Genomic DNA, 26,541 nt, shown 5'->3' on the forward strand with positions numbered 1-26,541 from the left:
TGCTCCCCACACCGGTAGATCTAGCGCTCGGAGACGCCGCCGAGCACGGGCTTCACGTCAACGATCGGCGTTCCGTCGAGCGCTTCGAGGTTGGTGACGTGGAGGCGGAGGCCGTCGGCGGTGAGGACGGTGACTCGGTGGAGGCCGAGCGGGTTCGGTCGGTCCGGCGAGCGGGTGCTGAAGACGCCGCTCGCCGGGCGTGACTCGTCGCCGCGCGGATGGACCTTCTGCACCGTGCGATCGGCGCGGTCGAACCAGCTGATCAGGATCAGGTCGTCGCCGGCCGCAACGTCCGCGAGCGCCTCCCGTACGGACGCGTCGAACACGACCCAGGCATCCGGTGCCCCCTCGTCGCCTTGCCGCGGAGCATCCGCCCGCTCTCGCAGGCTCGACTCGACCCGCCCGATCGTACGTACGACAAACTCGTCCACCGCTGCAGTTTCGCAGCTCGGCCGGATACTGGAAACTTTTCGCCACCTGGTAACGATTTCTTTCCGCACAGTGCGTTACGCAGGGTCAGTTGGGGTAACGGTAGATCGTTTGGAGCGGCTCGCCCGGCGTGTGGATGTGGAAGGCGAGGCCTGGGTGGGCCTCGGGGTCCGTCAGGGTGCCGGTCGTGGGCTCGAACGGGAGGGGGACTGCCGAGCGGATGCCGGGGGCGCCGAGGACGGGGTGGCCGGCGAACGTGGTGGTGATCGCGTTGTGCACGTGCCCGGTCAGCAGCGCCGTGATGGGTTTGCCGGTCAGGACCTCGGCGAGGGCGCCGGGGTTCTCGAGCTTCCACTGGTCCATGACCTGGTGGTGCAGCACGAACGGCGGGTGGTGCATGGCGACGAAGACCGGCCCGTCGAACGACTCACTGAGGACGCCGTCGAGCCAGCTGAGGGATTCGTCGGACAGGTAGCCGTGATCCTTGCCCTCGACGGTGGAGTCGGCGAGCACGAACCGGGCCGGACCGACCTCGCGGACCTGGTGGACCGGGTGGCCGTGGCCCGCGGCGGTGACGAGGGCGCGGAAGGGTGTGCTGACGTCGTGGTTCCCGGGCAGCACCAGCGTCGGTACGTCGAAGGTCAGCTCGCGCGCCACCTCGACGTACTCCTCCGGCAACCCGTGGTCCGCCAGGTCACCGGTCGCGAGTACGACGTCCACCGTCGACGAGCGCACGTACGCCGTGACCGCCCGGAGCCGGGACCGTGCCTCCTCGGAGCCGTCGAGGTGCGGGTCACTCAGATGCGCGATCACGTACATGTCGGCACATTAGCCGCAGAACCCCGTCGGTAGTGCGCCGCAAGGCACCAGTCCGCCGCGTTCGAGCACCGGCCGCGCCTGCGACGACCGGACGTAGTCCAGGAACGCCGCGGTCAGCGACTTCGGCTCCGGCGCCCGGTACGTGTACGCGTGCTCGACCTCCCAGAACTTGTACGACCGGTCCGCCACCTTCGACGTGTCCGGTACGACGTTGTCGATCGTCACCGCGGCCAGGTCCGGGAACTTCTGCGCGCTGCCGAGTTCGGCATACCCGATCGCGCCGTCGATCTCGTTCACCCGGGTGAGCAGCTCGTCGGTCGTCCCGACCTCGCAGCGGTGGTACTTCGCGGCCGCGGCGTCGTCGTCGCGCCGGCAGTCGTCGGAGGTGATGCCCAGCTCCTGGTCGCCGCCGAGCACCTTCTCGCGGAACACCAGCCGCGACCCGGACGCCGGCCCGACCCGGCTGACCATCCGGATCGGCAGGTTCTTCCCGCCGACCTGGTTCCAGTTGGTGATCTTGCCGGTGTAGATCTTGCGCAGCTCGTCGGTGGTCAGGCTGGTGACGCCGGCCGCCCGGTTCACGACGACCGCGAACACGACGACCGCGATCGCCTCACCGCTGAGCGACGGCGCGTCCTCGGCCGGCCCGTCGGACATCGCGATCACCTTGCTCGCCGCGGCCGGATCCTGCGCCCCGAGCGTCTTGAGATCGAGTACGCCGCTCCGGCTGCCGTTCGCGGCGATCGTGATGTCGGAGCCCGAGCACTGGCTGGCGTAGGCGCTGCGCAGTTCGGCCACCGTCGGCTCGACCGCCGTCGACCCGATCACCCGCACCTGCCCGGCCGCGCAGTTGTCCGGGGGCCGCAGTACGTCGACCAGGAAGAACGCGACCAGCGCGCCGACGAGCACCAGTGTGGTCGCGCCGAAGATGAGGGTACGGCGACCCGGTCCGCGCGGCCGCGGCTCGTGGTAAACGCCGCCGTTCGACCCGCCGCCGGTGAGATACCCGGAGTGCGTGACGCCCTTGCCGCGTCCGGACAGCACGAGCAGGAACTTGAAGTGGTCGCCGTGGTTGATCGAGAACCGGGGTACGACGAGCTTGTCCTCGTCGACGTACGTCAGCGGATCGAGACTCTCCTCGATCAGCGTGCCCGAGTCGGTGTGCGCCTCGACCACCTTCATCCGGACGATCCGGCGGCCAGGGAACCCGAACCCGAGCTCCTTCTTCATGTCCGCGGCGTCGATGTCGGTGCCAGTGTTGTCCACCCGGAGCAGCACGATGCTCGGGTCCTGGACCACCTCGTTCTGGTGCCGGACCTCGACGTCGACCAGTTCGTGGGCCTGACCCTGCTGTGGATGGACGCCGATCTGCGCATCCACCTGGACGCGGTACACGAGTCGTTTGCGTCGCCAGACGTAACGGTCGAGCAGCCACACGATCGACGTGCCGATCAGCGAGACGAGGGCGATGACGGTGCCCAGGTCGATGTTGCCGAAATCGAACAACTCTGTCCTCACTTCTCCGGGAACAGAACGCTAGTGGCCGGTGGTGAACGCCTGCTTACGGTGCGATGACGCGCCGGGTCGGGGCTTGGTCCGGACCGGGCGGTCTGAGAGATTTGGCGGCATGGCTGAACAGGTGGACGTGGTTGTGGTCGGGCTCGGTGTGGGCGGGGAGGAGACCGCGGGCCGACTGGCGCAGGCCGGGCTGCGGGTGGTCGGGATCGAGTCCCGGCTGGTCGGCGGCGAGTGCCCGTACTACGGGTGTATCCCGAGCAAGATGATGATCCGGGCCGCGAACCTGATCGCGGAGACCCGGCGCGTCGAGGGCATCGCCGGTACGTCGAGCGTGCAGCCGGACTGGACGCCGGTGGCGAAGCGGATCCGGGAGGAGGCGACCGACACCTGGAACGACCAGGTCGCCGTGGACCGCCTGGTCGGCAAGGGCGCGACCGTGATCAAGGACGTCGCGACGATCACCGGCCCGCGCACGGTCAGCGCCGGCGGTACGGAGTACGAGGCGTCCCGCGGGATCGTGATCGCGACCGGGACGGTGCCGTCGGTGCCGCCGATCGACGGGCTCGCCGGTACGCCGTACTGGACGAACCGTGAGGCGATCGAGGTGGAGGACCTGCCGGCGTCGCTGCTGATCCTCGGCGGCGGCGCGATCGGGATGGAACTGGCGCAGGTGTTCGCCCGTTTCGGCGTCGCGGTCACCGTGATCGAGGGCGCGCCCGAGGTGCTGGCGATGGAGGAGCCGGAGTCCGGCGTACTGGCCCGCGAGGCGCTGGAGCGCGACGGCGTGACGTTCCGCCGGGGCGCGCACGCGCAGCAGGTCGGGTACGCCGACGGCGCGTTCACCGTGACACTGGAGGACGGCGGAACGGCCACCGGCGAGAAGTTGCTGGTGGCAACGGGCCGCCGGGTGGCGACCGCGGACCTCGGGCTGGACAAGGTCGGGCTGGACCCGACGGCGCGCCGGATCGAGGTGGACGAGCACGTCCGGGCCGGCGACAGGGTGTGGGCGGTCGGTGACGTCACCGGCGTCGGGGCGTTCACCCACAACGCGATGTACCAGGCCGACATCGCGGTCCGCGACATCCTGCAGGAGCCGGATGCGCCGACCGCGAGCTACCACGCGATGCCGCGGGTGACGTTCACCGACCCGGAGATCGGCGCGGTCGGCCTCACCGAGAAGCAGGCCCGCGACGCCGGGCTGAACGTCCGCATCGGCTCGACGCCGATCCCGGCCTCGACCCGCGGCTGGATCCACAAGGCCGGCAACGAGGGCTTCATCAAGGTCGTGATGGACGCGGACCGCGGCGTCCTGGTCGGCGCGACCAGCGCGGGCCCGACCGGCGGCGAGGTGCTGAGCGCGCTCGCCGTGGCCGTGCACGCGGCCGTCCCGGTGAACACTTTGCGACAGATGATTTACGCGTACCCGACGTTCCACCGTGCGATCGGCGAGGCGCTCAAGTTCTAGTTGCGATCCGGTCGCAAATAGATCAACAATGTCGGCGTGCATGTTCCTGACGGTTTCTTCGATGCCCCCACATCCGTCGCTACCGGCCTGATCGCGGCCGGGGCGGTCGGCATCAGCCTGCAGCGAGCGAGCCGCGAGCTCCGCGAGACCGGCCCGGCGCTGGCCGGGCTGACCGCGGCGTTCGTGTTCGCGGTGCAGATGGTGAACTTCCCGGTGGGAGCCGGGACCAGCGGGCACCTGCTCGGCGGTGCGCTGGCGGCGGCGCTGGTCGGGCCGTGGACCGCCGTCCTGGTGATGTCCACCGTGCTGCTGGTGCAGGGCCTGCTGTTCGCCGATGGCGGGCTGACCGCGCTCGGGACGAACATCACGCTGATGGGCCTGATCACGGTCCTCGTCGGGTACTTCGTGACCCGGGCGCTGCTGAAGGTGCTGCCGCGGCGCGTCGGCAGCGTCGTACCGGCGACGACCGTCGGGGCGCTGGTGTCGGTGCCCGTCGCGGCGCTGGCGTTCACCGGGCTGTACGCGATCGGCGGCGCGGTCGACATCCCGCTCGGCAAGCTCGCGACCGCGATGGTCGGCTGGCACGTCCTGGTCGGTATCGGCGAGGCTGTCATCACCGCCGCCGTGCTCAGCGCGGTCGTCGCGACCCGACCGGACCTGGTGTACGCCGCCCGGCACCTGCAGCAGGACCTGGTCCTGGTCGATGCCGACGGCAACAGCTCGGCGGTGTCGCCGGACCGCCCGGTCGCGGCGAAGCCGGCCGGGCGTTCGCTGGGGGTCGGCGTCGCCGTCACGCTGCTGGTCGCGGGCGGGCTGAGCCTGTTCGCGAGCGCGCACCCGGACGGGCTGGAGTTCGTCGGCGCGAAGCTCGGGTTCGAGAGCGCCGCGAAGGATTCGGCGGTGGCGAGCAGCCCGCTGGCCGACTACGGCGTCCACGGGATCGGCAACGCGCAGGTGTCCGGCGCGCTGGCCGGGATCATCGGCGTACTGGTGACGATCGTCGTCGGGCTCGCGATCGCGAAGCTCGCCTCGTTGCGGACCAACAAGGCCTCATGAGCGGGGACGGTCTGCTGGTCGCGGTGGACAGCCCGGTGCACCGGATGCCGGCGCAGGTGAAGCTTGTCGCGCTCTTCGTCTTCGTGCTCGCGGTCGTCTCCACCCCGGCCGCGATCTTCTGGGCCTTCGGCGTGTACACCGCGTTGCTGATCGGCGCCCTGGTCACGGCGAAGTTGCCCGCGGCCACGGTGCTGCGGCGGCTGGCGGTGGAGACGCCGTTCGTCGTGTTCGCGCTGCTGCTCCCGTTCGTTGCCACCGGCCCGCAGATCGACGTACTCGGGCTGCAGCTGTCGGCGTCGGGGGTGCTCGGTGCGTGGAACGTGCTCGCGAAGGGCACGCTCGGCGTGCTCGCGGCGATCCTGCTGTCGGCGACGACCGCGCCGCGGGACCTGCTCGCCGGGCTCGAACGGCTCCGGCTGCCGGCGACGTTGGTGGCGATTCTGTCGTTCATGGTGCGGTACCTGAGCGTGGTGTCGGACGACCTGCACCGGATGCGGGTCGCCCGGGAGTCCCGCGGGTACACGGGCGGCCGGGCCGGTCATCTGAAGGCGGTGGCCGGGGGAGTCGGGTCGTTGTTCGTCCGCAGCTTCGAACGCGGCGAGCGGGTGCACCTGGCGATGCGGTCCCGCGGGTACACCGGCCGGATGCCGCTGCTCAGCGCCCAGGGTGCGTCGAGCGCACAGTGGGTCGAGGGACTGGCGATCTCCCTGCTCGCGGTGGCGATCGCGGTCGCGGCTAGGGTGGTGGCCTTGTGAGCGCGATTCAAGTCGAACGTCTGGTGTTCGCCTACCCAGACGGACGACAGGCCCTGTACGGCGTCGACTTCAGCGTGGAGCACGGCGAGCGGGTCGCGCTGCTCGGGCCGAACGGTGCCGGCAAGACCACGCTGGTTCTGCACCTGAACGGCATCCTCGGCTCGGTCGCGGGCGGGACCGGCAGCGGCCGGATCGCGATCGGCGGTACGGCCGTGCACCGCGAGCACCTGACCGCGATCCGCCGCAAGGTCGGCCTGGTCTTCCAGGACCCGGACGACCAGCTGTTCATGCCGACCGTCCGCGACGACGTCGCCTTCGGCCCCGCGAACCTTGGCCTGCGCGGCGCCGAACTCGACGAGCGCGTCCACGAGGCCCTGGTTCAGGTCGGCATGCAGGACAAGGCCGACCTCGCCCCGCACCACCTCTCGTTCGGCCAGCGCCGCCGCGTCGCCGTCGCCACGGTCCTCGCGATGCGCCCCGAGGTCCTGGTGCTCGACGAGCCCTCCAGCAACCTGGACCCGGCCGCTCGCCGCGAACTCGCCGACATCCTCGCGACCCTCGACGTCACGCTGCTGATGATCACCCACGACCTCCCGTACGCCCTCCAGCTCTGCGAACGCAGCCTGCTGATGAACGACGGCCGCATCGTCGCCGACGGCAGCACCCGCGAACTCCTCGGCGACCCGGAGCTGATGCAGGCGAACCGGCTAGAGCTTCCCTACGGATTCGACCCCCTCTCGGTCTCCGGCCCCGAACGCTGACCGGAGCCGCCCGCGGGACGCGGTCAGGTGTGCGTGCATGGCGGCGTCGGCGGACTCGGTGTCGCGTTCCCGGATCGCGGTGACGATCAGGTCGTGCTCGTCGAGCGCGTCCTCGGTGACCCGGCTGTCGCGGAGCAGCCGGAACAGCTGCAGGTGGCAGTGCAGCTTGGCGAAGATCTCGCCGAAGTAGCTGTTGCCGGTCGCGGCGATGACGGCCGCGTGGAACTCCGCGTCGGCCCGGGCGAAGGCGCCGTACGACATCGTGCCGTCCTGGTAGCGGGCCCGCATCTCGACGGTCAGCCGGGTGATCTGCTCGACCTCGTCGCGGCGGTGCCGGCCGGCGGCCAGGCCGGAGCAGTACGGCTCGATCAGGAACCGGGCCTCGAAGAGATCCTCGAACCGTTCCGGCGTCAGCTTCGGTGTCGCGGAATATCCGATCAGATGTGTCTTGGTGACCAGGTCCTCGGCCTCCAGGCGGTTCAGTGACTCGCGGACCGGGGTCTGGGAGACCCCGAGCCGGCGGCTGAGCTCGTCGACGCGGATCCGCTCACCGGGCTGAATCACGCCGTCCAGCAGGAATTCCAGCAGACGCTCGTAGACGACGTCACTCATCCTGGTACGTCCGGAACGCTCCGTGCTGCGCTCGCTCATCACTGTCCATCCTGTCGGCAGAGGATTCCTGGATTCGTATTCACAGACCATTGCGAATCGTATCTGATCTGATCTAGGGTCCCAAGAAATCGAGCGGTGTATACGAATGCAGAACCTCTCCACCCCGGGACGGTCGACGTGCACACAGATCTGCTCACGGCCCAATCACTGGCCGAACGACTCCTGATCACCGCCGGTGTGCCCGCCCCGGCCGCCGCCCAGCAGGCCGAACTGCTCGTCGTCGCGGAGGCGAAGGGAATGCCGTCGCACGGCCTGCTGCGACTCCCGCGGCTGCTCCGCCGGCTCGCGAACGGCACGGCCAGCCCGACGAACACGGGCCGGCACACCTGGCTCAGCCCGAGCTACCTGACCGTCGACGGCGAGCAGGGCCTCGGCCCGGTGGTCGCGGTCCGCGCCCTGGACGCGATCGTTCCTGCCGCCGAGCGATACGGCGTCGCGGTCTGCTCGATCACCGCCAACAACCACCTCGGCATGCTCGGCTACTACGCCGGCCGAATGGCGGAGCGGGGACTGGTCTGCCTCGGCGTCACCACGAGCGAGGCGCTGGTCCACCCGTGGGGCGGCACCGAGGCGATGCTCGGTACCAACCCGCTGGCGCTGGCCGTCCCGGCGCGGCCCGCCCCGCTGGTCCTCGACATGGCCACGTCGGAGATCTCGATGGGCAAGGTGCACGACCACGCGCTCCGCGACGTACCGCTGCGGCCGGGCTGGGCACTGGATGCCGACGGCAACGAAACCGTGGACCCGAAGGCGGCCAAGGACGGCTCGATCGCGCCGTTCGGGGGAGCGAAGGGATACGGCCTCGGCCTCGGGCTGGGCGCGATGGTCACGTTCCTCACCGGTGCGGCGTACGGGACAGCGGTCGGCGGCACGCTCGACGACGACCGCCCGAGCACCAAGGGCGACCTGTTCGTGCTGCTGGCCGGCGGCCGGTTCGCCGCGAGCGACTACCTCGACCAGGTACGGCGCAGCCGTCGCGCCGATCCCGCGGTCCCGGTGGCGGTCCCCGGCGACGGCGCCCGGGAGCGCTACCGGTACGCCGCCACGCACGGCATCGAGGTCGCCGACGACCTGTGGCACGAGCTGTCCGCGCTCGACGCCGACGGCCGCGAAGCCGCACTGGCCGACTGACCCGCCCACAGACAAGGACCACCATCATGACGTCCACCGCCCCCCGTTTCGGGGTCCAGCGGTCGCCGCGCACCGTCGTCTTCGGCGCCGGCCAGCGCGCACTGCTCGGCCGGTCCGCCGCGGAGTACGGCGGCACCGCCCTGATCTGCACCGACCAGCGGCTCGCCGCGACACCCGAGTTCACCGAACTGACCCACGACCTCGCGGACCACGGACTGACTGTGCACGTCTGGCCGGACACCTCGCCGGAGCTGCCGATGTCCGACATCGACGCCTGCTGCGCGGCGATGGAGTACGCCGGGATCGACGTGGTGATCGGCATCGGCGGCGGCAGTTGCCTGGACCTGGCGAAGGCCGTCGCGCTGATGCTCAGCCACGGCGGCCCGATCGACCGGTACTACGGCGAGAACGCCGTCCCCGGCCCGGTGCTGCCGATCATCGCGGTGCCGACGACGGGCGGCACCGGGTCCGAGGTCACGCCGGTCTGCGTGCTGAGCGACAGCCGTCGCGAGCTGAAGGCCGGCATCTCCTCGCCGTACCTGATCCCGTCGGTCGCGATCTGCGACCCCGAACTCACCTACACCTGCCCGCCCGGCCTGACTGCCGGCGCCGGCGCCGACGCGGTCTCGCACCTGGTCGAGTCGTTCACCGCGATCCAGCGCCCACCCACCGCGGTCGCCGAGGGCCGGGTCTTCATCGGCAAGAACGTGATCAGCGACTCGTACGCCCGCTGGGGCCTGACGCTCCTCGCGCAGGCGCTGCCCGTCGCCGTCGAGCACCCGGACGACCAGGACGCCCGCTCCGACGTGATGCTCGCCGCGAACGCGGGCGGGTACGCGCTGGGCGTCGCGGGTACGGCGGCCGCGCACGCGTTGCAGTACCCGCTCGGCGCGCTCACCCATACCGCGCACGGCGTCGGCGTCGGCGTACTCCTGCCGTACGTGATGCGCTACAACGCCCCGGCGCGGATCCACGAGTTCGCCGAGATCGCCGCACTCTTCGGTACGCCGCCTACCGGCACGGCCGAGCAGCAGGCGATGGCCGGTATCGAGGCCGTCGACGCGCTGCTCGATCGGATCGGTATCCCGGCGACGCTGAAGGAGCTGGGGCTGACCGAGGACCAGCTCGAGTACGTCGCCACCCGCGGCCTGCAGTCCGCCCGTCTGATCGACAACAACCCGCGCCGGCTGGACGCCGGCGCCCTGCTGGAGATCACCCGCGCCGCGTACACCGGCGACCGCACGAACCCCTTCTGACCCCCTGCTGACACGGAGACCGCCAGATGAACTCTCCGCACGACCTCTTCATCGACGGACAGTGGCGCCCGTCGTCCGACGGCCGGCGCTTCGCCGTCCACGACCCGGCCGACGGTTCCGAGCTGGCCCGGTTCGCCGCCGCCACCGAGGCCGACTGCCTGGCCGCGGTCGACGCGGCCGCCGACGCCCTCGCGGCCTGGTCCGCGACCCCACCACGCGAGCGTTCGGAGATCCTCCGCGCCTGCTTCGAGGTCCTCACCGCCGAACGCGAGCAGTTCGCCGCGCTGATCACCGCCGAGAACGGCAAGGCGTACGCCGACGCGCTCGGCGAGGCGTCGTACGCGGCCGAGTTCTTCCGCTGGTTCGCCGAGGAGGCGGTCCGGATCGGCGGCGACTTCCGGCTCTCGCCGGCCGGGGACAAGACGATCGTGGTCAGCCGCGACCCGATCGGCGTCGCGATCCTGATCACGCCGTGGAACTTCCCGGCCGCGATGGCGAGCCGGAAGATCGCGCCCGCGCTCGCGGCCGGCTGTTCGGTGGTCCTGAAGCCCGCGAGCCAGACGCCGTTGACGGCGGCGTACGTCGTCGACGTGCTGCGCCGGGTCGGCGCACCGGCCGGGGTGGTCAACCTGGTCACGCCGGTGCCCGCGGGTCCGGCGGTGAGCGCGATGCTGCACCATCCGGCCGTCCGCAAGCTGTCGTTCACCGGGTCGACCGAGGTCGGCCGGATCCTGCTGCACGAGGCGGCCGACCAGGTGGTCAGCCCGTCGATGGAGCTCGGCGGCAACGCGCCGTTCGTCGTACTGCCCGGCGCCGACGTCGACGCCGCGGTCGAGGGCGCGATGGTCGCGAAGCTCCGCAACGGGGGCGCGGCCTGTACGGCGGCCAACCGGTTCTACGTGCACGAGTCCCTCGTCGACGAGTTCGGCACCCGGATCACGGCCGCGATGAAGGCGGTCACGATGGGCCCGGGCGCCGACCGTACGAACGACCTCGGCGCGCTGGTGTCGCCGGAGGAACGCGACAAGGTCGCCGGCCTGGTCGACCGCGCCGTCGCCGACGGCGCCACGCTGGCCCTCGGCGGTGAGCCGTCCGCCACCGGCGCGTTCTACCCGCCGACCGTGCTGACCGAGGTCCGGCACGGTAGCGAGATCAATCGGACCGAGATCTTCGGTCCGGTGACCGCGATCGTCGGGTTCCGCGACGTCGACGAGGCCGTCGCGATGGCGAACGACACGATCTACGGCCTGATCGCCTACGTGTACGGCGATCCGGCCCAGGCGCTCGCGGTGGCGCAGCGGATCGACGCCGGCATGGTGGCGGTGAACCGGGGCGTGCTGAGCGACCCGGCCGCGCCGTTCGGCGGCACCAAGCAGTCGGGGCTCGGCCGCGAGGGCAGCTCCGAAGGGATCCTCGAGTTCCTCGAGGAGAAGTACATCGGGATCGAGGTGTGACCGATGGCGAACGCCGTCCTGCCCACAGTCAGCCCGTCGCCGGCCGCGGATTCGCCCGCGGGCCGCCGGCGGACCAAGCACACGCCGAAGCGGCAGAACCTGGCCGGCTGGCTGTTCGTCGGGCCGGTGATCTTCGGCGTGCTGTTCTTCCAGTTGCTGCCGGTAGCCGCCTCGCTGGTGGTGTCGCTGACGAACTGGTCCGGGCTGAACTCGCCGTCGTTCCTCGGCCTGGACAACTACAAGGAACTGTTCACCGCCGACGACACCTTCTGGCCGTCGCTGAAGAACACGGTGGTCTTCACGCTGGCCGTCGTGGTGCTGACCATCGGGATCGGGCTCGGCCTCGCGGTGCTGTGCAACCAGAAGGTGAAGGGCATCGGGATCTTCCGGACGCTCTACTACTCGCCGGCCGTCACGAACGTTGTCGCGATCGGGTTCGTCTGGTTCTGGCTGTACGACCCTGACAACGGGCTGTTCAACTCCACGCTGAAGACCCTCGGCGTGCACGGACCGGCGTGGCTGTCGGATACGAAGACCGCGCTGATCGCCGTCGTCATCGTCGCGATCTGGCAGGGCGTCGGGTACCCGATGGTGATCCTGCTGGCCGGGCTGCAGAGCATCGACCAGTCATTGCTGGAGGCGGCCACCGTCGACGGGGCGTCGGCGTGGCGGCGGTTCTGGTCGGTGACCTGCCCGCTGCTGACGCCGAGCCTCTTCTTCCTGACGATCACGCAGTTCATCACCTCGTTCCAGGTCTTCGGGATCATCTACGTGATGACCTCGGGCGGGCCGAACAACGCCACCTCGGTGTTCATCTTCCACATCTACGAGGCGGCCTTCGGGCACGGCCGGTTGGGGTACGCGTCGGCGATGGGCTGGGTGCTGTTCGTGATCGTCGGCGTTGTCACCGCGGTGCAGTGGAAGCTCGAGAAGCGGTGGGTGCACTATGGCGACTGACCTGCGCCGGGCGCCGCGGCACATTCCGCGCCGGATCGTGGTGTTCGCGGTCCTGATCGTGCTCGCGGTGGTGTTCGCGATGCCGCTGCTGTGGATGATCAGCGCCTCGCTGAAACCGGAGAACGAAGTACTGCAGACGCCGCCGACGTTCGTCCCGTCGGAGTTCCAGTGGGCGAACTACTCGCAGGCCGGGCACGGGCTGCTGCCGTTCTTCCTGAACAGCTGCAAGCTCGCCGCGCTGAACGTCGGCTTTCTGCTGGTGTTCGCGGCGATGGCCGGCTACGGGTTCGCCCGGCTGAACTTCGCGTTCAAGAACCTCGCCTTCGCGCTCTTGTTGTCGACGGCAATGATCCCGAGCATGGTGTACCTGGTCCCGCAGTACATGCTGTTCCGGGAGCTGGGCTGGATCGACACCCACTACCCGCTCTGGATCCCGAACGTGCTGACGCCGGTGTTCGGGACGTTCCTGCTCCGGCAGGCGTTCCGCGGCGTCCCGATCGAGCTGGAGGAGGCCGCGAAGCTCGACGGCGCGTCGATCTTCGGCACCTTCTGGCGGATCATGGTGCCGCAGGTCAAGCCCGCGCTGGCCGCGGTTGGCGCGCTCACCTTCATGGGCTCCTGGAACGACCTGTTCGGCCCGCTGATCTTCCTGAACTCCACCCGGCTGCAGACCATGCCGATCGCGCTGGCGCTGTTCAAGGGGGAGTACTTCACCCAGACCAACCTGATGATGGCGGCCGCCACCCTGACCATCCTGCCGCCGCTGCTGCTGTTCCTGCTCGCGCAGAAGTACTTCGTCCAAGGCATCACGATGTCCGGCCTGAAGGGATAACCATGCGGATCACCCGGATCGAGTCCATCATCCTGCTCGACAAGCTGCACATCGTGAAGGTGCACACCGACGAGGGCCTGGTCGGTGTCGGCGAGGTCAGCCCGATGAACGCGCACGTCTCGCACAGCGTCGTCGAGCAGGCGCTGGCACCGCTGCTGATCGGCGAGGAGGCGACCGACCTCGAGCGGCTGTGGCGCCGGCTGTACACCAAGCCGTACAAGCTCGGCCCCGGCGGCGCGCAGCTGAACGCGATCGCCGGGATCGACATCGCGCTCTGGGACCTGCTCGGCAAGGCCGCCGGGCTGCCGGTCTACAAGCTGCTGGGAGGCAAGTACCGGCCGAGCGCGAAGGTCTACGCCAGCTCGATGTCGCGCAGTATGACCCCGCAGCAGGAGGCCGAGCGGGCGAAGTCCTTCCAGGAGAAGGGATTCCACGGCTACAAGATCCACTCGTCCACGCCCTGGATGCACGACGACGGCTTCGACCAGACCATCGCGACGGTGACCGCCGTCCGCGAGCTCGTCGGGGACGACTTCCCGATCCTGGTCGACGTCAACAACGCGTACTACGAACACACCGCGATCACGATGGCCCACGCGCTGGAGGACCTCGGCGTGTGGCACTTCGAGGAACCGCTCGCCGCCCACGACTACGCGGCGTACGGGCGGCTGGCCGACGCGGTCGACATCCCTGTCGCAGCGGGGGAGCAGGAGTACACGACCTGGCAGTTCCGGGACCTGATCCTGACCGGCCACGTCGACATCCTCCAGCCGGACGTCATCAAGTGCGGCGGCATCACCGAGTTCAAGAAGATCGCCGTCCTCGCCGACACGTTCACCAAGCCGATCACCGTGCACAACACGCAGCAGACGATCGGTACGTCGGCCCACGCGCACCTGTGGGTCAGTACGCCGTCCTGCGTCTATCCGCAGGAGTACAACATCGAGCACAACCCGATCCTCGACGACGTACCGATCTGGAAGAACCCGCTCGTCCCTGTGAACGGCGAGATCACGCCGTGGGAGCTGCCCGGTCTGGGCATCGAGCTGGACGACGACGCGGTCGCCAAGCTGCGGACCAACTAACTCCCCTGAACGAACAGGACCCGACCATGCCTGCATCAGACATCTCCCGACGATCGGTACTCAAGGCACTCGGCATCACCGGCGGGGCGTTGACCGCCGGCCTGCCACTCGCTGCCTGCGGCAACAACGGCGCCGGGGGCGGTGGCGGCAACGCCTCGTTCCTGACCTGGGACACCAACAGCGGTACGCCGCTCTACACGGTCGCGGAGAACTGGGCGAAGAGCGCCGGGAAGACCCTCGACATCCAGTCGGTGCCCGGCGACGACTACGACACCAAGCTGCGGACCGTGCTGTCGTCGGGCTCCGCGCCGACCGTGATCCGGATCAACGACGACTACGTCCGCGGCTACTACTCCGAGGGCTCGCTGCTCGACCTGCGGCCGTACCTGGAGAAGGACGGCATCAAGCCGGACGACTACTTCCCGGTCGCGTACAACTTCGCCAAGCAGCCGGACGGTGCGCACGCCGCCTGGCCGATCATGACCAACCCGGGCGTGCTGTACTGCAACACCGACGCGTTCGCCGAGGCCGGTGTCGAGCTGCCGCCGAAGGACTGGGCCAAGAGCGGCTGGACCTGGGACGACTTCGTCGCCGCCGCGAAGAAGCTGACCAAGCCGAACGGCGAACGCTGGGGCGCGCTGGTCTTCCCGGACACGTCGCTCGAGACCGTCTTCCCGGTCAGCAACGGCGGTGACGGGATCTACTCCAAGGACGCGACCCGGTTCACGCTCGCCGAGCCGCAGGGCACCGAGGCGATCCAGTGGGTCGCGGACCTGGCGCTCGTCCACAAGGTGCACCCGGACTTCGCCACGGTCACGGCCGGCAAGCAGACACCGAACTGGGCGCTGGCACAGCTCGGTACCGGCAAGGCGGCGATGCTGCTCTCGCTGACCAGCGGCATCCCGTACCTGCGGAAGAACGCGAAGGTGACGTGGGACATCTTCCCGACGCCGATGAAGGTGAACCGGACGACGGTGAACACGCTCACGGTGCTGGCGGTGCCGAAGCAGTCCAAGGACCCGGACGCGGCCTGGGCGTTCCTGAAGTACTGCGCGGGCGCCGACGCCGCGAAGCTGCTCGCGCAGTCGCGCGGGTTCATGCCGGTCGCGAAGAGCTCGTCGTCGTTGTTCGTACCGGACGAGCAGCCGCCATCGAACCTTGCGCTGGTGACGCAGGCGCTCGACAACGCCGTGAACGAGAACTTCAGCCGCTACATCGAGCGTGCCCGGACCGTGTACCGGCCGGTGCTCGACGATGTGTGGAGCGGCAAACGGACGGCCGAGGCCGCACTCGGTAGCGTCAAGCAGAAGGTCGAAGACGTACTCGCAGGCAAGGGATGACCGGATGAAGATCACCTCGGTACACGTCGACGTCACCTCGGAGCCGAAGGCGCATCCGGTCCGGGACGCGATCCAGTTGCTCGACCGGGACGGGGTCACCCGGGTCCGGATCGACACCGACGAAGGCGTGAGCGGCGAGAGTACGACGTACTTCGGGCGGGTCGAGTCCTCGCCCGCGGTGCTGGCGAAGATCGTCCGGGACCAGCTGGGGCCGGCGATCGTGGGGGAGGACCCGACGGTGATCCGGGGGATCCGGCAGCGGTTGCGGGAGCTGACCGACTACCAGGGGTCGGCGGGGTTGTCGGCGTACGGGATGTCGGCGATCGACCAGGCGTTGTGGGACCTGCTCGGGAAGTCGCTCGGGGTGCCGGTGTGGAAGTTGCTCGGGGCGCGGCGGACGGCGATCCCGGCGTACGCGATGGTCGGTTGGCTGGAGCTGGACGTCGCGGGGCTCGAGCGGGTGTCGGCGCGGGCGATGGAGCAGGGGTTCCACGGCGTGAAGATGAAGGTCGGCGGCGGGCCGTTGACCGAGGACCTGCGGCGGATCAAGGCGGTCCGGGCGGTGATCGGGCCGGACGCCGCGCTGATGGTCGACGCGAACCAGGCCTTCGGGTACGCCGAGGCGCTGCGGCGCGGGCGCGCGTACGAGGACCTGGACTGCCGGTGGTTCGAGGAGCCGCTGCCGGCGGGGGACACGGACGGGCATGTGCGGCTGGCGGACAAGCTGGACATCCCGATCGCGACCGGCGAGAACCGGTACGGGCAGGGCGCCTTCCGGGACCTGATCGCGCGCGGCGGCGTCGGCGTCGTACAGCCTGATCTGCGGCGGGCGGGCGGGGTGACCGACTGTCTCGAGATCGGGCTGATGGCGGCCGGGTTCGGGGTGCCGTACGCGTCGCACGGCGGCGGGGCGCACATCCACGTGCTGGCGGCGCTGCCGAACACGCTCTACCTGGAGAGCGGGCTGCTGCCCGAAGGGGGTCAGCTCGTGGACGGCTGCTATCCCTTGCCGTCGGCACCGGGGCTCTCGGCTAGTTGGTGACCGTCACCGGGAATCCACGGTGAATTTGTTACCAGGCCCTTGTGTGTTACTCACGGGTCAGCGAAGGTGACGTGGAGTACTTCAGTCGCCACACTTCGCCCCCAAAGGTGGTCCGCCCATGAAGTCCGTCACCAGTCTGCTGTCCGCCGCGGTCCTCGGCGCCGCGTCCCTGCTGATCCCCGGAGTCGCGCACGCCGCGGCTCCGAACTACGTCGCCCTGGGTGACTCCTATGCCTCCGGCGTCGGCACCCGGACCTACATCTCGTCGAGCGGCTCGTGCCAGCGCTCGACCAAGGCGTACGCGTACCTCGACGCCGGCCGGCTCGGCGCGAACCTGACGTTCGTGGCCTGCTCCGGCGCGAAGGTCGCGGACGTCACCGCGAACCAGCTCCCGTCGGTGACCAGCGCCGCGAACATCGTGTCGGTGCAGGTCGGCGGCAACGACGCCGGCTTCTCGTCGGTGATCACCGAGTGCGCGAAACCGTCCTGGCTGGGCGACTGCAACAGCGCCGTCGCGAGCGCCCAGTCGATCATCAACAACACCCTTCCCGGCCGGCTGAACAGCCTGTACGCGTCGATCAAGAGCCGGGCGTCGTCGGCCAAGGTCGTCGTGGTCGGGTACCCGCGGCTGTTCAACGGCACCGACTGCAACGCCGGCACGTTCTTCAGCCCCGACGAGATGACCAAGCTGAACGCGACCGCCGACCTGCTGAACGCGAAGATCTCGGCGTCCGCGAGCGCTGCCGGGTTCGCGTTCGTGAACCCGACCTCGAAGTTCATCGGTCACTCGGTGTGCGGCAACCCGGAATGGATCAACGGGCTGTCGAACCCGATCAGCGAGTCGTACCACCCGAACGTCACCGGCCAGGCGGCGTTCGCCGACCTGGTCCAGCCCGCGCTCTGACCGCAGTTTCCGAAAGGTGCCGTCCGAAAGGGCGGCACCTTTCGCCGTTGGAGATGCGGAACCGGCGAGTTCGTGGTGTCATGCTGAGGTGGCGCGGAGGTCCGTCGACTGGTTGCTGGCGGCCAGGATGCAGGCCAACTGCCTTGCGCGTCCGGTGAACGAGGCCGGCCCCGGAGGGGTGGCCGACGTCGTACGCCGGACGGGGGGACTGCAGGCCCAGACCTGGCGAGGTGCGGCGTACGCCGTGCGCGCCCGGTCCACCGCCACCACCTTCGCCGACGTGACGAACGCCCAGGTCACGGACCGGTCCGTGGTCCGCGGCTGGTTCATGCGCGGCACGCTCCAGCTCGTCGCGGTCGAGGACGCCGGCCCGCTGCTCGGCCTGCTCGGCCCGAAGCTGATCAAGGACACCGGCCGCCGGTACGCCGAACTCGGCCTGCCGGACCGCATCCGCTCGAAGGCGGCCGAAGTACTCGAGGAACACCTGCTGGCGCACGGCCCCTCCACCCGCGCCGAGCTGGCCGACGTACTGGTCCACGCCCGGCTGATCCCCGAGCCGAAAGGGCAGGCCGTCTACGCGCTCATCCGGTACGCCGGACTCCTCGGCCGCCTGTGCTACGGCCCCGGCGACACCTGGGTAGCGGTCACCGACTGGCTCGGCAAACCCCTCGACCTGGACGGCGACCTCGAAGCCCTTGCCCGCCGCTACCTGACCGCGTACGGCCCGGCCACCGCCCGCGACTTCGCCACCTGGGCCGGGCTGCCCGTCCCGCAGGCCCGCCGCGCGATCGCCGCCGTCGCGACCGGGACCTTCGAGGTGGACGGCACCGACCTGTCCGCCGTCGAGGACCTGCCGGGCTGCCAGGACGTCCGGATGCTCGGCGAGTTCGACGCATACCTGCTCGGCTACCAGAACCGGTTCCAGGAGCTGCCCAAGTCGATCTTCCCCGGCGGCGGGATGCTCAGCCCCGCTGTGATCCGGGCCGGCCGGGCGATCGGCGCCTGGAAGCACGCGGACCTCTCGACCGACCTGTTCGAGCCCGCGGACCTAACCGACGAGCTCGTCGACCTCGCCCGGTTCTGACACGTACCGGCGCAGGTGCTCGGCCGTCACCGTCGGGCTGCTCTCCACCAGATCGGCCGGCGTACCGGTGAACACGACCTGCCCGCCCGCGTGACCCGCGCCCGGTCCGATGTCGATCAGCCAGTCCGCATGCGCCATCACGGCCTGGTGGTGCTCGATCACGATCACCGTGTTGCCCTGGTCGACGAGGGTGTCGAGCATGCCGAGCAGCTTGTCGACGTCGGCCAGGTGCAGCCCGGTCGTCGGCTCGTCGAGGATGTAGATCGAGCCGGTCCGGCCCATGTTGATCGCCAGCTTCAACCGCTGCCGTTCGCCGCCGGACAGCGTCGTGAGCGGCTGGCCGAGCCCGATGTACTCCAGCCCGACCGTCGCCAGCCGGTCCAGGACCGTCCGCGCCGTACCCTTCACGAAGAACTCACGGGCCTCCGCGACCGTCATCCGCAGTACCTCGCTGATGTTCTTGCCGCGCAGCCGGTACTCGAGAACCTCGGCGGTGAACCGGGCGCCGTTGCAGTCCTCGCACACCGACGCGACCTCCGCCATCATCGCGAGATCGGTGTAGACCAGCCCGATGCCCTTGCATGTCGGGCAGGCGCCGACCGAGTTCGCGCTGAACAGGCCGGGCTTCACCTTGTTCGCCTTCGCGAACTCGGCCCGGATCGGGTCCAGCAGACCGGTGTACGTCGCCGGGTTGCTGCGCTTCGACCCGCGGATCGGTTCCTGTCCCGCGATGATCACGCCGTCCCGGCCGGCCAGCGAACCGTGGATCAGCGAACTCTTCCCGGACCCCGCCACGCCGGTCACCACGGTGAGCACGCCGAGCGGTACGTCGACGCTCACGTCCCGCAGGTTGTGCAGCGACGCGTTCGTGATCGCGAGCTGTCCGGCCGGCCGGCGTACGTCGTCGCGCACCCGCACCCGGTGGTCGAGGTACTGGCCGGTGAGTGTGCCGGACGCCTTCAGCCCGGCGACATCGCCCGCGTAACAGAGCCGCCCGCCTGCCAGGCCCGCACCCGGTCCGAGGTCGACGACGTGGTCCGCGATCCGGATGGTCTCCGGCTTGTGTTCGACGACGAGGACCGTGTTGCCCTTGTCCCGCAGTTGCAGGAGCAGATCGTTCATCTGCTGGATGTCGTGCGGATGCAGCCCGACCGTCGGCTCGTCGAACACATACGTGACGTCGCTGAGGCTCGACCCGAGGTGCCGGACCAGCTTGACCCGTTGCGCCTCGCCGCCGGACAACGTCGACGACTCCCGGTCCAGCGACAGGTACCCGAGCCCGATCGTGACGAACGAGTCCAGCAACTGCCGCAGCCCGTCGAGCATCGGGCCGACCCCGGAGTGCTCGACCCCGGCAACGAACTCGGCGAGGTCGCTGATCTGCAGGGCCGAGCACTCGCCGATCGTCCGGCCGTCGACGGTGACCGCCCGGGCCGCCGCGTTCAGCCGTACGCCGTGGCACTCCGGGCAGGTGTCCTGCCGGATCGCGCGCTGGGCGAACGCCCGGGCGTGACTCTGCATCGACTGCGGGTCCTTGCTCAGGTACTGCCGTTTGAGCTTGGTGATCAGCCCTTCGAAGGTGAGGTTGCTCTTCCCGACCCGGACCTTCATCGGCTCCTGGTACAGGAACTGCTGCCACAGCTCGTCCGGGTACTCCTGCAGCGGGAGATCCGGGTCGAAGAGGCCCGAGTGCGCCATCAGTTGCCATGGCCAACTGTCGATCGCGTAACCGGGCGCCTTGATCGGGCCCTGGTTCAGGCTCTTCTCGCGGTCCACCAGTTCGTCGAGGTCGAACTCCGTGGTCCGGCCGAGGCCTTCGCACAGCGGGCACATACCCTCGGCCCGGTTGAAGCTGAACACCGACGGCGGACCGGCGTACGGCGTCCCCGCGCGGCTGAAGAGCACGCGGAGCATGGTGTGCGCGTCGGTCGCCGTACCGACGGTGGAGCGGGCGTTGGCGCCGATCCGTTCCTGGTCGACGATGATCGCGGCGGACAGGTTCTGCAGGGCGTCCACGTCCGGGCGGCCGAGGCTCGGCATGAAGTTCTGCACGAACGCGGTGTAGGTCTCGTTGATCAGCCGCTGGGACTCGGCCGCGACGGTGTCGAAGACGAGTGAGGACTTGCCGGAACCGGAGACCCCGGTGAAGACGGTGAGCCGGCGTTTCGGAATGTCGAGCGAGACCCCGGCGAGATTGTTCTCCCGGGCGCCCCGCACCTGGATGACGTCATGACTGTCAGCAGGAAACATCCTTCAATGGTGTCATTGAAGCGGTCGCCAGAACTTTGCGCGCTTCGTCAGCCTGCTGGTGCGGAGGAAACCTTCAACGCCGTCAGGAAGGTTGGCGGGCCACCTTGGTGATCTCGTCGAGCAGTTCCTGCAGTTGGGAGGCCAGTTGGGCGCGGCCGCCGGGGGACAAGGAGGCGACCAGCTCGGACTCGCGGGTCAGCACCTGATCGACGGTGCGCTCGATCAGGTCGTGACCGGCCTGGGTCAGCGCGACAAGCACCGCGCGGGTCCCGTCGTCCGCGGACCGCCGGGTGACCAGTCCGCTCTCCTCGGCGCGCGCGACCCGCTGTGAGATCGCGCCCGCGGTGACGAGCGTCCGGCGGGTCAGCTCCCGGGTGCTCAGCTCGTACGGCGCCCCCGCGCGGCGCAGCACGCTGAGCAGGTCGAGGGTGGCCGGATCGACCCCGGCGTCCGCGAGCACCCGCCGCCGGTCGTCGGCGAACAGCTTCGCCAGCCGCCACAGGGGAGTGACGATCTCGATCGAGTCCGTCGGCGTCCCGGGTCGCTCACGCTGCCAGGCGCGGGCGATCTCCGCGGCCGGGTACGGGTTCGGGGCGTCGAGCGGATAGTTGTCGGTCACGGCGACCATGCTACGTTTAGGGCTAAACATTTAGACCTAAACGTGAGGACAGAGATGCGAACGATCGTGGTGACCGGTGGCGCGACCGGGATCGGTCGGGCGACCGCGGCCCGGTTCCGCGCGGACGGGGACGACGTGGTGATCACCGGCCGGCGGGAAGACGTCCTGCAGAAGGCGGCCGACGAGCTCGGAGCCAGGGGAGTGGTGTGCGACGCGACCGACCCGGCGCAGATCCAGCGGCTGCGGGACGCGCTGCCCGAACGGATGGACGTACTGGTCAACAATGCCGGCGGCAACACCGACTTCGGCCGCCCGGACGGCGATCTCGCGCAGCTGAAGGCGAACTGGCTCGCCAACCTCGAGGCCAACCTGATCAGCGCCGTGCTGACGACGACCGCGCTGGGTCCGCGGCTGACGACGGCCGTCGTCCACCTCGGGTCGATCGCGGGCAGCCGCGGCCCGGGATCGTACGGCGCCTCGAAGGCCGCGCTCGCGCTCTGGAACGCCGACGTCGCGGCGGAACTCGGCCCGCGGGGCGTCACCTCGAACGTCGTCGCACCGGGCTTCACCGCCGACACCGAGTTCTTCCAGGGGCGGCTCACCGACAACCGCCGCGACCAGTTGCTCCAGGCAACGTTGACCAAGCGGGAGGGCCAGGTCGAGGACATCGCGGGCACCGTCCACTTCCTGGCTTCGCCAGCCGCCCGGCATCTGACCGGTCAGGTGCTGCACGTGAACGGCGGTGCCTTCGTCACCCGTTGACGGCTGACAACGGTGGCCAGGTGTGACAATGGGCGACATGCGTCCCACCGTCAAAGATGTCGCCAAGCTCGCCGGGGTGTCGCCGAAGACGGTGTCGAACGTGATCAACGGCGTCGTCTTCGTGCGTCCCGAGACCCGCGCGCGGGTGGAGAGCGCGCTCGCGGAGCTCGACTACGTACCGAACATGAGCGCCCGCGGCCTGCGCAACGGCCGCTCCGGGATGATCGCGCTGGCGCTGCCCGACCTGCTCCGGCCGTACTCCGCCGAGATCGTGCACCTGGTCGTCGAGCTTGCCCACGAACGCGGCTGGGGCGTGCAGATCGAGCAGACCGCCTCCGAGCCGAACCGCGAGTTCGAGCTGCTGTCGAAGGCCCGCGCGTACCTGGTCGACGGCCTGATCCTGAACCCGGTGAACCTCGACGACAGCGCGGTGATGTCGGCCGGCCCGCTGCCGCCGGTGGTCCTGATCGGTGACGTCGACCAGGACGTCGTCAGCCAGGTCGCGATCGACAACGTCGCCGCGGCCCGGGACATGACCAGACATCTGCTGGCCCAGGGCTGCCGCCGGATCGTTGCCGTCGGCACGCCGGAGGTCCCACGCGGCTCCAGCGGCGCCGGGATGCTCGGCGGCTCGGCCGCGTCCCCGGGTACGGCGGCGTCCCGGTTGCGCACCACCGGGTACTGCGAGGCGCTCGAGGAGGCCGGCGTACCGCTGGATCCGGCGCTGCAGATCCCGCTGGACCGGTGGCGGCCGGAGGGGGCGGCGACCGTGGTGGCGAAGTACCTCACCGAGCACGAGCTGCCGGACGCGTTCTTCTGCTTCACCGACTCGATGGCCTCGGGCACCCTGTCGGCGCTCTGGGAGGCCGGCGTCGACATCCCTGGGCAGACGCTGGTCGCCGGGTTCGACAACATCCTCGAGAGCCAGTTCATGATCCCGCCGCTGACCTCGATCGACTTCGACCGGCGGGCGTTCGTGGCGGCCGCGCTGGACCTGCTCGAGGAGCGGATGACGGACAAGGACGCGCCGGCACGCAGGGTGATGATCCCGCACCGGGTGATCGAGCGCGCCAGTACTCAACGCTAACGGAGACGTTTGCACAAAATCACACACAAGATGCTTGTCTGAGCATTCCAACGATGTAATCATCGGTCCCGCCCCCAAAGGAGACCGAATGAGTGAAGATTTCTCCCGGCGCAGCCTGCTCAAAGCGGCTGCTGCGCTGGCCGGTGGCGGGTTGCTCGTCGGCTGCGCACCCGGTGCGTCACGCGCGACGACCGACCTGAGCTACTGGCACCTGATGACCGGTGGTGACGGGACCGTGATGGCCGGCCTGGTGGACGCCGTCAACGCCGCGCACCTCGGCTTTCACGCCACCCAGACCGTGCTGGCCTGGGGTCCGCCGTACTACACCAAGCTCGCGATGGCCTCGGCCGGCGGGCGTGCTCCGGACGTCGCGATCATGCACGCGTCCCGGATCGCGGGGTACGCGCCGGGCGGACTGCTGGAGCCCTGGGACGTGGATCTGCTCGCCGAGGTCGGCGTCCACGAGAGCGACTTCCCGGCCCGGGTGTGGGAGAAGTGTCACTACGACGGGAAGCTGTACGCGATCGCGCTCGACACGCACCCGTTCGTGCTCTACTACAACACCGAGCACGCCGAGAAGGCCGGTGTGACCGACACCCTGCACTCGATGAAGAGCCCCGAGGAGTTCGTCGAGGTCGCGACCAAGATGCAGCAGGTCACGAAGAAGCACGGCCTGTCGTACGGGTACCTGGGCGACGGCGCGCAGATGTGGCGGCTGTTCTACACGCTGTACCGGCAGACCGGCGCGGACATGAAGCTGGTCCCCGGACAGAAGGCGGACGTCGACAAGGACGCCGCGGTGCGGACGCTCGGGTTCATCCGCTCGCTGCTCAACGACAAGATCGCCTCCCGCAGCGGCGACGGCGGTACGGCGACCAGCGAGTTCCTGCACGGCGAGAGCGGCCTGTTCCTCGGCGGCGTCTGGGAGCTCCCGGTGCTGAAGGACGCGAAGATGCCGGTCGACGCGCTGCCGATCCCGAACCTGTTCGGGACCCAGGCGGCGTACGCCGACTCGCACACGTTCGTGCTGCCCCGGCAGTCGCACGTGTCGCCGGAGCGCCGCAAGCACGTGTACACGATGGTCGCGGAGATCCTGAAGCGGTCGGTGAAGTGGGCCGGCGGTGGGCACATCCCGGCGTACCAGCCGGTCGTGAAGAGCGCGGAGTACCAGGCGCTGAAGCCGCAGTCGAACTACGCGGGCATCCCGGCGTACGTGAACTACGACCCGGAGGTCTGGTTCAGCGGGGCGGGCAGCGACTTCCAGAACTACTTCGCCGAGAACGTGCAGAACGTGTTCCTCGGCAGTGGTGATCCAGCGGCCGGCTTCGGCGGATTCGTCGACCGGCTGAACAAGTTGCTCGACCGTCCGCAGCCGGTGTGAGAGGAGACCCAGACATGTCGACTGCCATCGACACTCCGGCCGCGGTCGCGGAGGAGAACTCGGCCAAGGGCCGGGCGCGCGCGAAGCGCGGCGAGACGTTCACCGGGTGGGCGTTCGCGGCGCCGTTCGCCGTACTGTTCGTGCTGTTCCTGGTCGTACCCGCGGTGTACGGCCTGTACCTGAGCTTCACCGGCGAGACGCTGACCGGTGCCGGCAGCGGGCTGGTCGGCTTCGCGAACTACGGGGAGGCGCTGACCGACCCGGACATGTGGAAGTCGCTCGGCAACACCTTGTGGTTCACGGTGCTGAGCACGATCCCGCTCGTGGTGCTGTCGCTCGCGCTGGCGCTGCTGGTGAACCTCGGACTGCCCGGCCGGTGGCTGTGGCGACTGTCGTTCTTCATGCCGTACCTGCTCGCGTCCACGGTCGTGGTGATGTTCTGGAGCTGGATGTACAACCCGACGCTCGGGTTGATCAACGGCGTACTGGCGAAGTTCGGGGCCGCGCCGGTCGCCTGGCTGCAGGACCCGAAGGTCGCGATGATCTCGGTCGTGATCACCACGCTCTGGTGGACGATCGGCTTCAACTTCCTGCTGTACCTCGCGGCGCTGCAGAACATCCCGGAGCAGCAGTTCGAGGCGGCGGCGCTGGACGGCGCCGGCAAGTGGCGGCAGCTGTTCTCGATCGTCATCCCGCAGCTGACGCCGACGACCGCACTGCTGGTGACGCTGCAGCTGCTCGCGTCGCTGAAGGTGTTCGACCAGATCTACATGCTGACCAACGGCGGTCCGGCCGGGAAGACGCGCTCGATCGTCGAGTACATCTACGAGTCCGGCTTCACCGGTTACCGGTTCGGCTACTCGTCGGCCATCTCGTATCTGTTCTTCGCGCTCATCGTCCTGGTGTCGCTGGCGCAGTACAAGCTGATCAACCGCAGGAGCGCCGCATGAGCACATCAGCGATCAAGCAAGGTCACAAACCAGGGGAGAACCCCTGGAGCCTCTCGCGCATCGTCGCGCTGCTGGTGCTCGCGTTCCTCGCCGTCACGTGGCTGGTCCCGTTCGCCTGGTCGGTGCTCACCTCGTTGAAGAGCGAGGCCGACGCCGGCGCCTCGTCGCTCAGCTTCAACCCGCCCGACGGCTTCAGCTTCGCGGCGTACCGCAAGGTGCTGTCCGCCGGCGACATCCCTTCGTGGGCGTGGAACAGCCTCATCACCTCGGTCGCGATCACGCTGATCACCGTCGCGACCTCGGCGCTCGCCGGGTACGCGTTCTCGCGGGTGAACTTCAAGGGCAAGCGCTGGCTGTACGCCGCGATCATCGCGGCGATCATCATCCCGCCGCAGCTGCTGATCGTCCCGCTGTTCCGGCAGATGCTGGCGTTCAACCTGGTCGACACCTACTGGGGCATCATCCTGCCGCAGGCGTTCGCGCCCGCGATGGTGCTGATCCTCAAGCGGTTCTTCGACCAGATCCCGACCGAGCTGGAGGAAGCCGCGCGGGTGGACGGCGCCGGCCGGCTGCGGGTGTTCTGGTCGATCGTGCTGCCGTTGTCGCGGCCGATCCTGGCGGCGGTGGCGATCTTCGTGTTCATCGGCGCCTGGAACAACTTCCTCTGGCCGTTCATCGTGACGACCGACGCGCACCTGATGACGCTGCCGGTCGGCCTGCAGACGGTGAAGAGCGCGTACGGCCTGCAGTACGCGCAGAACATGGCGTCCGCGATCCTGGCCGCGCTGCCGCTGGTCGTGGTGTTCCTGTTCTTCCAGCGCCAGATCATCAAGGGAATCGCGACCACGGGCTTCGGTGGACAGTAAGGACTCAGTAAGGACTCAGCAGGTTTCCTGAGGTTTCCTGAGACCGGGATTCCGGAAAGCGGGATT

25 protein-coding genes are annotated in these 26,541 nt (G+C 69.3%); 19 read left to right on the forward strand and 6 right to left on the reverse strand.

Annotated elements, in window-relative coordinates:
- Positions 1–20 precede the first annotated feature (20 nt).
- The 3 genes from tsaA to ACXJJ3_RS00880 all read right to left on the reverse strand — a co-directional run bounded on the left by tsaA (position 21) and on the right by ACXJJ3_RS00880 (position 2,766).
- Entirely contained in the window at positions 21–431 is a 411-nt protein-coding gene (tsaA, locus tag ACXJJ3_RS00870) for a tRNA (N6-threonylcarbamoyladenosine(37)-N6)-methyltransferase TrmO (RefSeq protein ID WP_458167864.1), read from the reverse strand.
- 85 nt (positions 432–516) lie between these two features.
- Positions 517–1,248 carry a metallophosphoesterase gene (locus ACXJJ3_RS00875; protein ID WP_458167865.1) on the reverse strand — a complete coding sequence of 244 codons (732 nt, stop codon included), beginning with the start codon at positions 1,246–1,248 and terminating at the stop codon, positions 517–519.
- A 9-nt stretch (positions 1,249–1,257) separates the two neighbouring features.
- Entirely contained in the window at positions 1,258–2,766 is a 1,509-nt protein-coding gene (locus ACXJJ3_RS00880) for a PstS family phosphate ABC transporter substrate-binding protein (RefSeq protein WP_458167866.1), read from the reverse strand.
- A 109-nt stretch (positions 2,767–2,875) separates the two neighbouring features.
- Here ACXJJ3_RS00880 and ACXJJ3_RS00885 point away from each other — a divergent pair, with 109 nt between their 5' ends.
- The 4 genes from ACXJJ3_RS00885 to ACXJJ3_RS00900 are packed head-to-tail and all read left to right on the forward strand — an operon-like array spanning position 2,876 to position 6,803.
- The gene (locus tag ACXJJ3_RS00885; RefSeq protein WP_458167867.1) at positions 2,876–4,231 is read left to right on the forward strand and encodes a dihydrolipoyl dehydrogenase family protein; all 1,356 of its coding nucleotides are present in this window, start codon (positions 2,876–2,878) and stop codon (positions 4,229–4,231) included.
- A gap of 36 nt (positions 4,232–4,267) precedes the next feature.
- Positions 4,268–5,287: an energy-coupling factor ABC transporter permease gene (locus ACXJJ3_RS00890; RefSeq protein ID WP_458167869.1), complete on the forward strand. Its 1,020-nt coding sequence runs from the start codon at positions 4,268–4,270 to the stop codon at positions 5,285–5,287.
- On the forward strand, positions 5,284–6,042 hold the full coding sequence (gene cbiQ, locus ACXJJ3_RS00895; protein WP_458167870.1) for a cobalt ECF transporter T component CbiQ: 759 nt from the start codon (positions 5,284–5,286) through the stop codon (positions 6,040–6,042). The genes ACXJJ3_RS00890 and cbiQ overlap by 4 nt, the downstream gene beginning before the upstream one ends.
- Complete coding sequence (locus ACXJJ3_RS00900) at positions 6,039–6,803, forward strand: energy-coupling factor ABC transporter ATP-binding protein (RefSeq protein WP_458167871.1); 765 nt, start codon at positions 6,039–6,041, stop codon at positions 6,801–6,803. The genes cbiQ and ACXJJ3_RS00900 overlap by 4 nt, the downstream gene beginning before the upstream one ends.
- Here ACXJJ3_RS00900 and ACXJJ3_RS00905 read toward each other — a convergent pair.
- On the reverse strand, positions 6,750–7,454 hold the full coding sequence (locus ACXJJ3_RS00905) for a GntR family transcriptional regulator (RefSeq protein ID WP_458167872.1): 705 nt from the start codon (positions 7,452–7,454) through the stop codon (positions 6,750–6,752). The two genes, ACXJJ3_RS00900 and ACXJJ3_RS00905, sit on opposite strands and share 54 nt — an antisense overlap.
- Positions 7,455–7,592: 138 nt before the next feature.
- Between ACXJJ3_RS00905 and ACXJJ3_RS00910 the strand changes: the two genes are divergently transcribed.
- The 10 genes from ACXJJ3_RS00910 (at position 7,593) to ACXJJ3_RS00955 (ending at position 18,560) form a co-directional block, all read left to right on the forward strand.
- Positions 7,593–8,606 carry an Ldh family oxidoreductase gene (locus ACXJJ3_RS00910; protein ID WP_458167873.1) on the forward strand — a complete coding sequence of 338 codons (1,014 nt, stop codon included), beginning with the start codon at positions 7,593–7,595 and terminating at the stop codon, positions 8,604–8,606.
- Between the two features lie 26 nt (positions 8,607–8,632).
- A complete protein-coding gene (locus ACXJJ3_RS00915; RefSeq protein WP_458167875.1) occupies positions 8,633–9,862 on the forward strand; it encodes an iron-containing alcohol dehydrogenase in 1,230 nt (409 codons plus the stop codon).
- A gap of 26 nt (positions 9,863–9,888) precedes the next feature.
- Positions 9,889–11,316 (forward strand): NAD-dependent succinate-semialdehyde dehydrogenase, encoded by a 1,428-nt coding sequence (locus tag ACXJJ3_RS00920; RefSeq protein WP_458167876.1) that lies wholly within the window; start codon positions 9,889–9,891, stop codon positions 11,314–11,316.
- 3 nt (positions 11,317–11,319) lie between these two features.
- Positions 11,320–12,273 (forward strand): carbohydrate ABC transporter permease, encoded by a 954-nt coding sequence (locus ACXJJ3_RS00925; RefSeq protein ID WP_458167877.1) that lies wholly within the window; start codon positions 11,320–11,322, stop codon positions 12,271–12,273.
- Positions 12,263–13,105 carry a carbohydrate ABC transporter permease gene (locus ACXJJ3_RS00930; RefSeq protein WP_458167879.1) on the forward strand — a complete coding sequence of 281 codons (843 nt, stop codon included), beginning with the start codon at positions 12,263–12,265 and terminating at the stop codon, positions 13,103–13,105. Before ACXJJ3_RS00925 ends, ACXJJ3_RS00930 begins: the two co-directional genes overlap by 11 nt.
- 2 nt (positions 13,106–13,107) lie before the next feature.
- Complete coding sequence (locus tag ACXJJ3_RS00935; RefSeq protein WP_458167880.1) at positions 13,108–14,190, forward strand: mandelate racemase/muconate lactonizing enzyme family protein; 1,083 nt, start codon at positions 13,108–13,110, stop codon at positions 14,188–14,190.
- A gap of 26 nt (positions 14,191–14,216) precedes the next feature.
- Positions 14,217–15,530 carry an ABC transporter substrate-binding protein gene (locus tag ACXJJ3_RS00940; protein ID WP_458167882.1) on the forward strand — a complete coding sequence of 438 codons (1,314 nt, stop codon included), beginning with the start codon at positions 14,217–14,219 and terminating at the stop codon, positions 15,528–15,530.
- Positions 15,531–15,534: 4 nt separating this feature from the next.
- Positions 15,535–16,572 (forward strand): mandelate racemase/muconate lactonizing enzyme family protein, encoded by a 1,038-nt coding sequence (locus ACXJJ3_RS00945; protein ID WP_458167883.1) that lies wholly within the window; start codon positions 15,535–15,537, stop codon positions 16,570–16,572.
- Between the two features lie 118 nt (positions 16,573–16,690).
- Complete coding sequence (locus tag ACXJJ3_RS00950; RefSeq protein ID WP_458167884.1) at positions 16,691–17,476, forward strand: SGNH/GDSL hydrolase family protein; 786 nt, start codon at positions 16,691–16,693, stop codon at positions 17,474–17,476.
- Positions 17,477–17,564: 88 nt separating this feature from the next.
- Entirely contained in the window at positions 17,565–18,560 is a 996-nt protein-coding gene (locus tag ACXJJ3_RS00955; protein WP_458167885.1) for a winged helix DNA-binding domain-containing protein, read from the forward strand.
- On the opposite strand, the gene ACXJJ3_RS00960 is transcribed toward ACXJJ3_RS00955, so the two are convergent.
- Together ACXJJ3_RS00960 and ACXJJ3_RS00965 are read right to left on the reverse strand one after the other, a co-directional pair.
- On the reverse strand, positions 18,525–20,810 hold the full coding sequence (locus ACXJJ3_RS00960; RefSeq protein ID WP_458167886.1) for an ATP-binding cassette domain-containing protein: 2,286 nt from the start codon (positions 20,808–20,810) through the stop codon (positions 18,525–18,527). The two genes, ACXJJ3_RS00955 and ACXJJ3_RS00960, sit on opposite strands and share 36 nt — an antisense overlap.
- Positions 20,811–20,892: 82 nt before the next feature.
- Positions 20,893–21,429: a MarR family winged helix-turn-helix transcriptional regulator gene (locus ACXJJ3_RS00965; protein WP_458167887.1), complete on the reverse strand. Its 537-nt coding sequence runs from the start codon at positions 21,427–21,429 to the stop codon at positions 20,893–20,895.
- 54 nt (positions 21,430–21,483) lie between these two features.
- On the opposite strand from ACXJJ3_RS00965, the gene ACXJJ3_RS00970 reads away from it, so the two are divergent.
- From ACXJJ3_RS00970 to ACXJJ3_RS00990, 5 genes are all read left to right on the forward strand, one after another.
- Positions 21,484–22,191: an SDR family NAD(P)-dependent oxidoreductase gene (locus ACXJJ3_RS00970; protein WP_458167888.1), complete on the forward strand. Its 708-nt coding sequence runs from the start codon at positions 21,484–21,486 to the stop codon at positions 22,189–22,191.
- 37 nt (positions 22,192–22,228) lie between these two features.
- Entirely contained in the window at positions 22,229–23,278 is a 1,050-nt protein-coding gene (locus tag ACXJJ3_RS00975) for a LacI family DNA-binding transcriptional regulator (protein ID WP_458167889.1), read from the forward strand.
- An 88-nt stretch (positions 23,279–23,366) separates the two neighbouring features.
- Positions 23,367–24,659 carry an extracellular solute-binding protein gene (locus ACXJJ3_RS00980; RefSeq protein ID WP_458167890.1) on the forward strand — a complete coding sequence of 431 codons (1,293 nt, stop codon included), beginning with the start codon at positions 23,367–23,369 and terminating at the stop codon, positions 24,657–24,659.
- A gap of 14 nt (positions 24,660–24,673) precedes the next feature.
- Positions 24,674–25,609, forward strand: coding sequence for a carbohydrate ABC transporter permease (locus tag ACXJJ3_RS00985; RefSeq protein WP_458167891.1), 936 nt, complete (start codon positions 24,674–24,676; stop codon positions 25,607–25,609).
- Positions 25,606–26,475, forward strand: coding sequence for a carbohydrate ABC transporter permease (locus ACXJJ3_RS00990; RefSeq protein ID WP_458167892.1), 870 nt, complete (start codon positions 25,606–25,608; stop codon positions 26,473–26,475). The genes ACXJJ3_RS00985 and ACXJJ3_RS00990 overlap by 4 nt, the downstream gene beginning before the upstream one ends.
- The last annotated feature ends 66 nt before the right edge of the window (positions 26,476–26,541 follow it).

The organism is Kribbella sp. WER1 (assembly GCF_054189145.1).

What these genes read in the sequence shown, in the direction of transcription:
- ACXJJ3_RS00875 (WP_458167865.1), bottom strand. Translation starts at nt 1,248, where the DNA reads ATGTACGTGATCGCGCATCTGAGTGACCCGCACCTCGACGGCTCCGAG.
- ACXJJ3_RS00885 (WP_458167867.1), top strand. Translation starts at nt 2,876, where the DNA reads ATGGCTGAACAGGTGGACGTGGTTGTGGTCGGGCTCGGTGTGGGCGGG.
- cbiQ (WP_458167870.1), top strand. Translation starts at nt 5,284, where the DNA reads ATGAGCGGGGACGGTCTGCTGGTCGCGGTGGACAGCCCGGTGCACCGG.
- ACXJJ3_RS00905 (WP_458167872.1), bottom strand. Translation starts at nt 7,454, where the DNA reads ATGAGCGAGCGCAGCACGGAGCGTTCCGGACGTACCAGGATGAGTGAC.
- ACXJJ3_RS00915 (WP_458167875.1), top strand. Translation starts at nt 8,633, where the DNA reads ATGACGTCCACCGCCCCCCGTTTCGGGGTCCAGCGGTCGCCGCGCACC.
- ACXJJ3_RS00920 (WP_458167876.1), top strand. Translation starts at nt 9,889, where the DNA reads ATGAACTCTCCGCACGACCTCTTCATCGACGGACAGTGGCGCCCGTCG.
- ACXJJ3_RS00925 (WP_458167877.1), top strand. Translation starts at nt 11,320, where the DNA reads ATGGCGAACGCCGTCCTGCCCACAGTCAGCCCGTCGCCGGCCGCGGAT.
- ACXJJ3_RS00930 (WP_458167879.1), top strand. Translation starts at nt 12,263, where the DNA reads ATGGCGACTGACCTGCGCCGGGCGCCGCGGCACATTCCGCGCCGGATC.
- ACXJJ3_RS00935 (WP_458167880.1), top strand. Translation starts at nt 13,108, where the DNA reads ATGCGGATCACCCGGATCGAGTCCATCATCCTGCTCGACAAGCTGCAC.
- ACXJJ3_RS00940 (WP_458167882.1), top strand. Translation starts at nt 14,217, where the DNA reads ATGCCTGCATCAGACATCTCCCGACGATCGGTACTCAAGGCACTCGGC.
- ACXJJ3_RS00945 (WP_458167883.1), top strand. Translation starts at nt 15,535, where the DNA reads ATGAAGATCACCTCGGTACACGTCGACGTCACCTCGGAGCCGAAGGCG.
- ACXJJ3_RS00950 (WP_458167884.1), top strand. Translation starts at nt 16,691, where the DNA reads ATGAAGTCCGTCACCAGTCTGCTGTCCGCCGCGGTCCTCGGCGCCGCG.
- ACXJJ3_RS00960 (WP_458167886.1), bottom strand. Translation starts at nt 20,810, where the DNA reads ATGTTTCCTGCTGACAGTCATGACGTCATCCAGGTGCGGGGCGCCCGG.
- ACXJJ3_RS00970 (WP_458167888.1), top strand. Translation starts at nt 21,484, where the DNA reads ATGCGAACGATCGTGGTGACCGGTGGCGCGACCGGGATCGGTCGGGCG.
- ACXJJ3_RS00975 (WP_458167889.1), top strand. Translation starts at nt 22,229, where the DNA reads ATGCGTCCCACCGTCAAAGATGTCGCCAAGCTCGCCGGGGTGTCGCCG.
- ACXJJ3_RS00980 (WP_458167890.1), top strand. Translation starts at nt 23,367, where the DNA reads ATGAGTGAAGATTTCTCCCGGCGCAGCCTGCTCAAAGCGGCTGCTGCG.
- ACXJJ3_RS00985 (WP_458167891.1), top strand. Translation starts at nt 24,674, where the DNA reads ATGTCGACTGCCATCGACACTCCGGCCGCGGTCGCGGAGGAGAACTCG.
- ACXJJ3_RS00990 (WP_458167892.1), top strand. Translation starts at nt 25,606, where the DNA reads ATGAGCACATCAGCGATCAAGCAAGGTCACAAACCAGGGGAGAACCCC.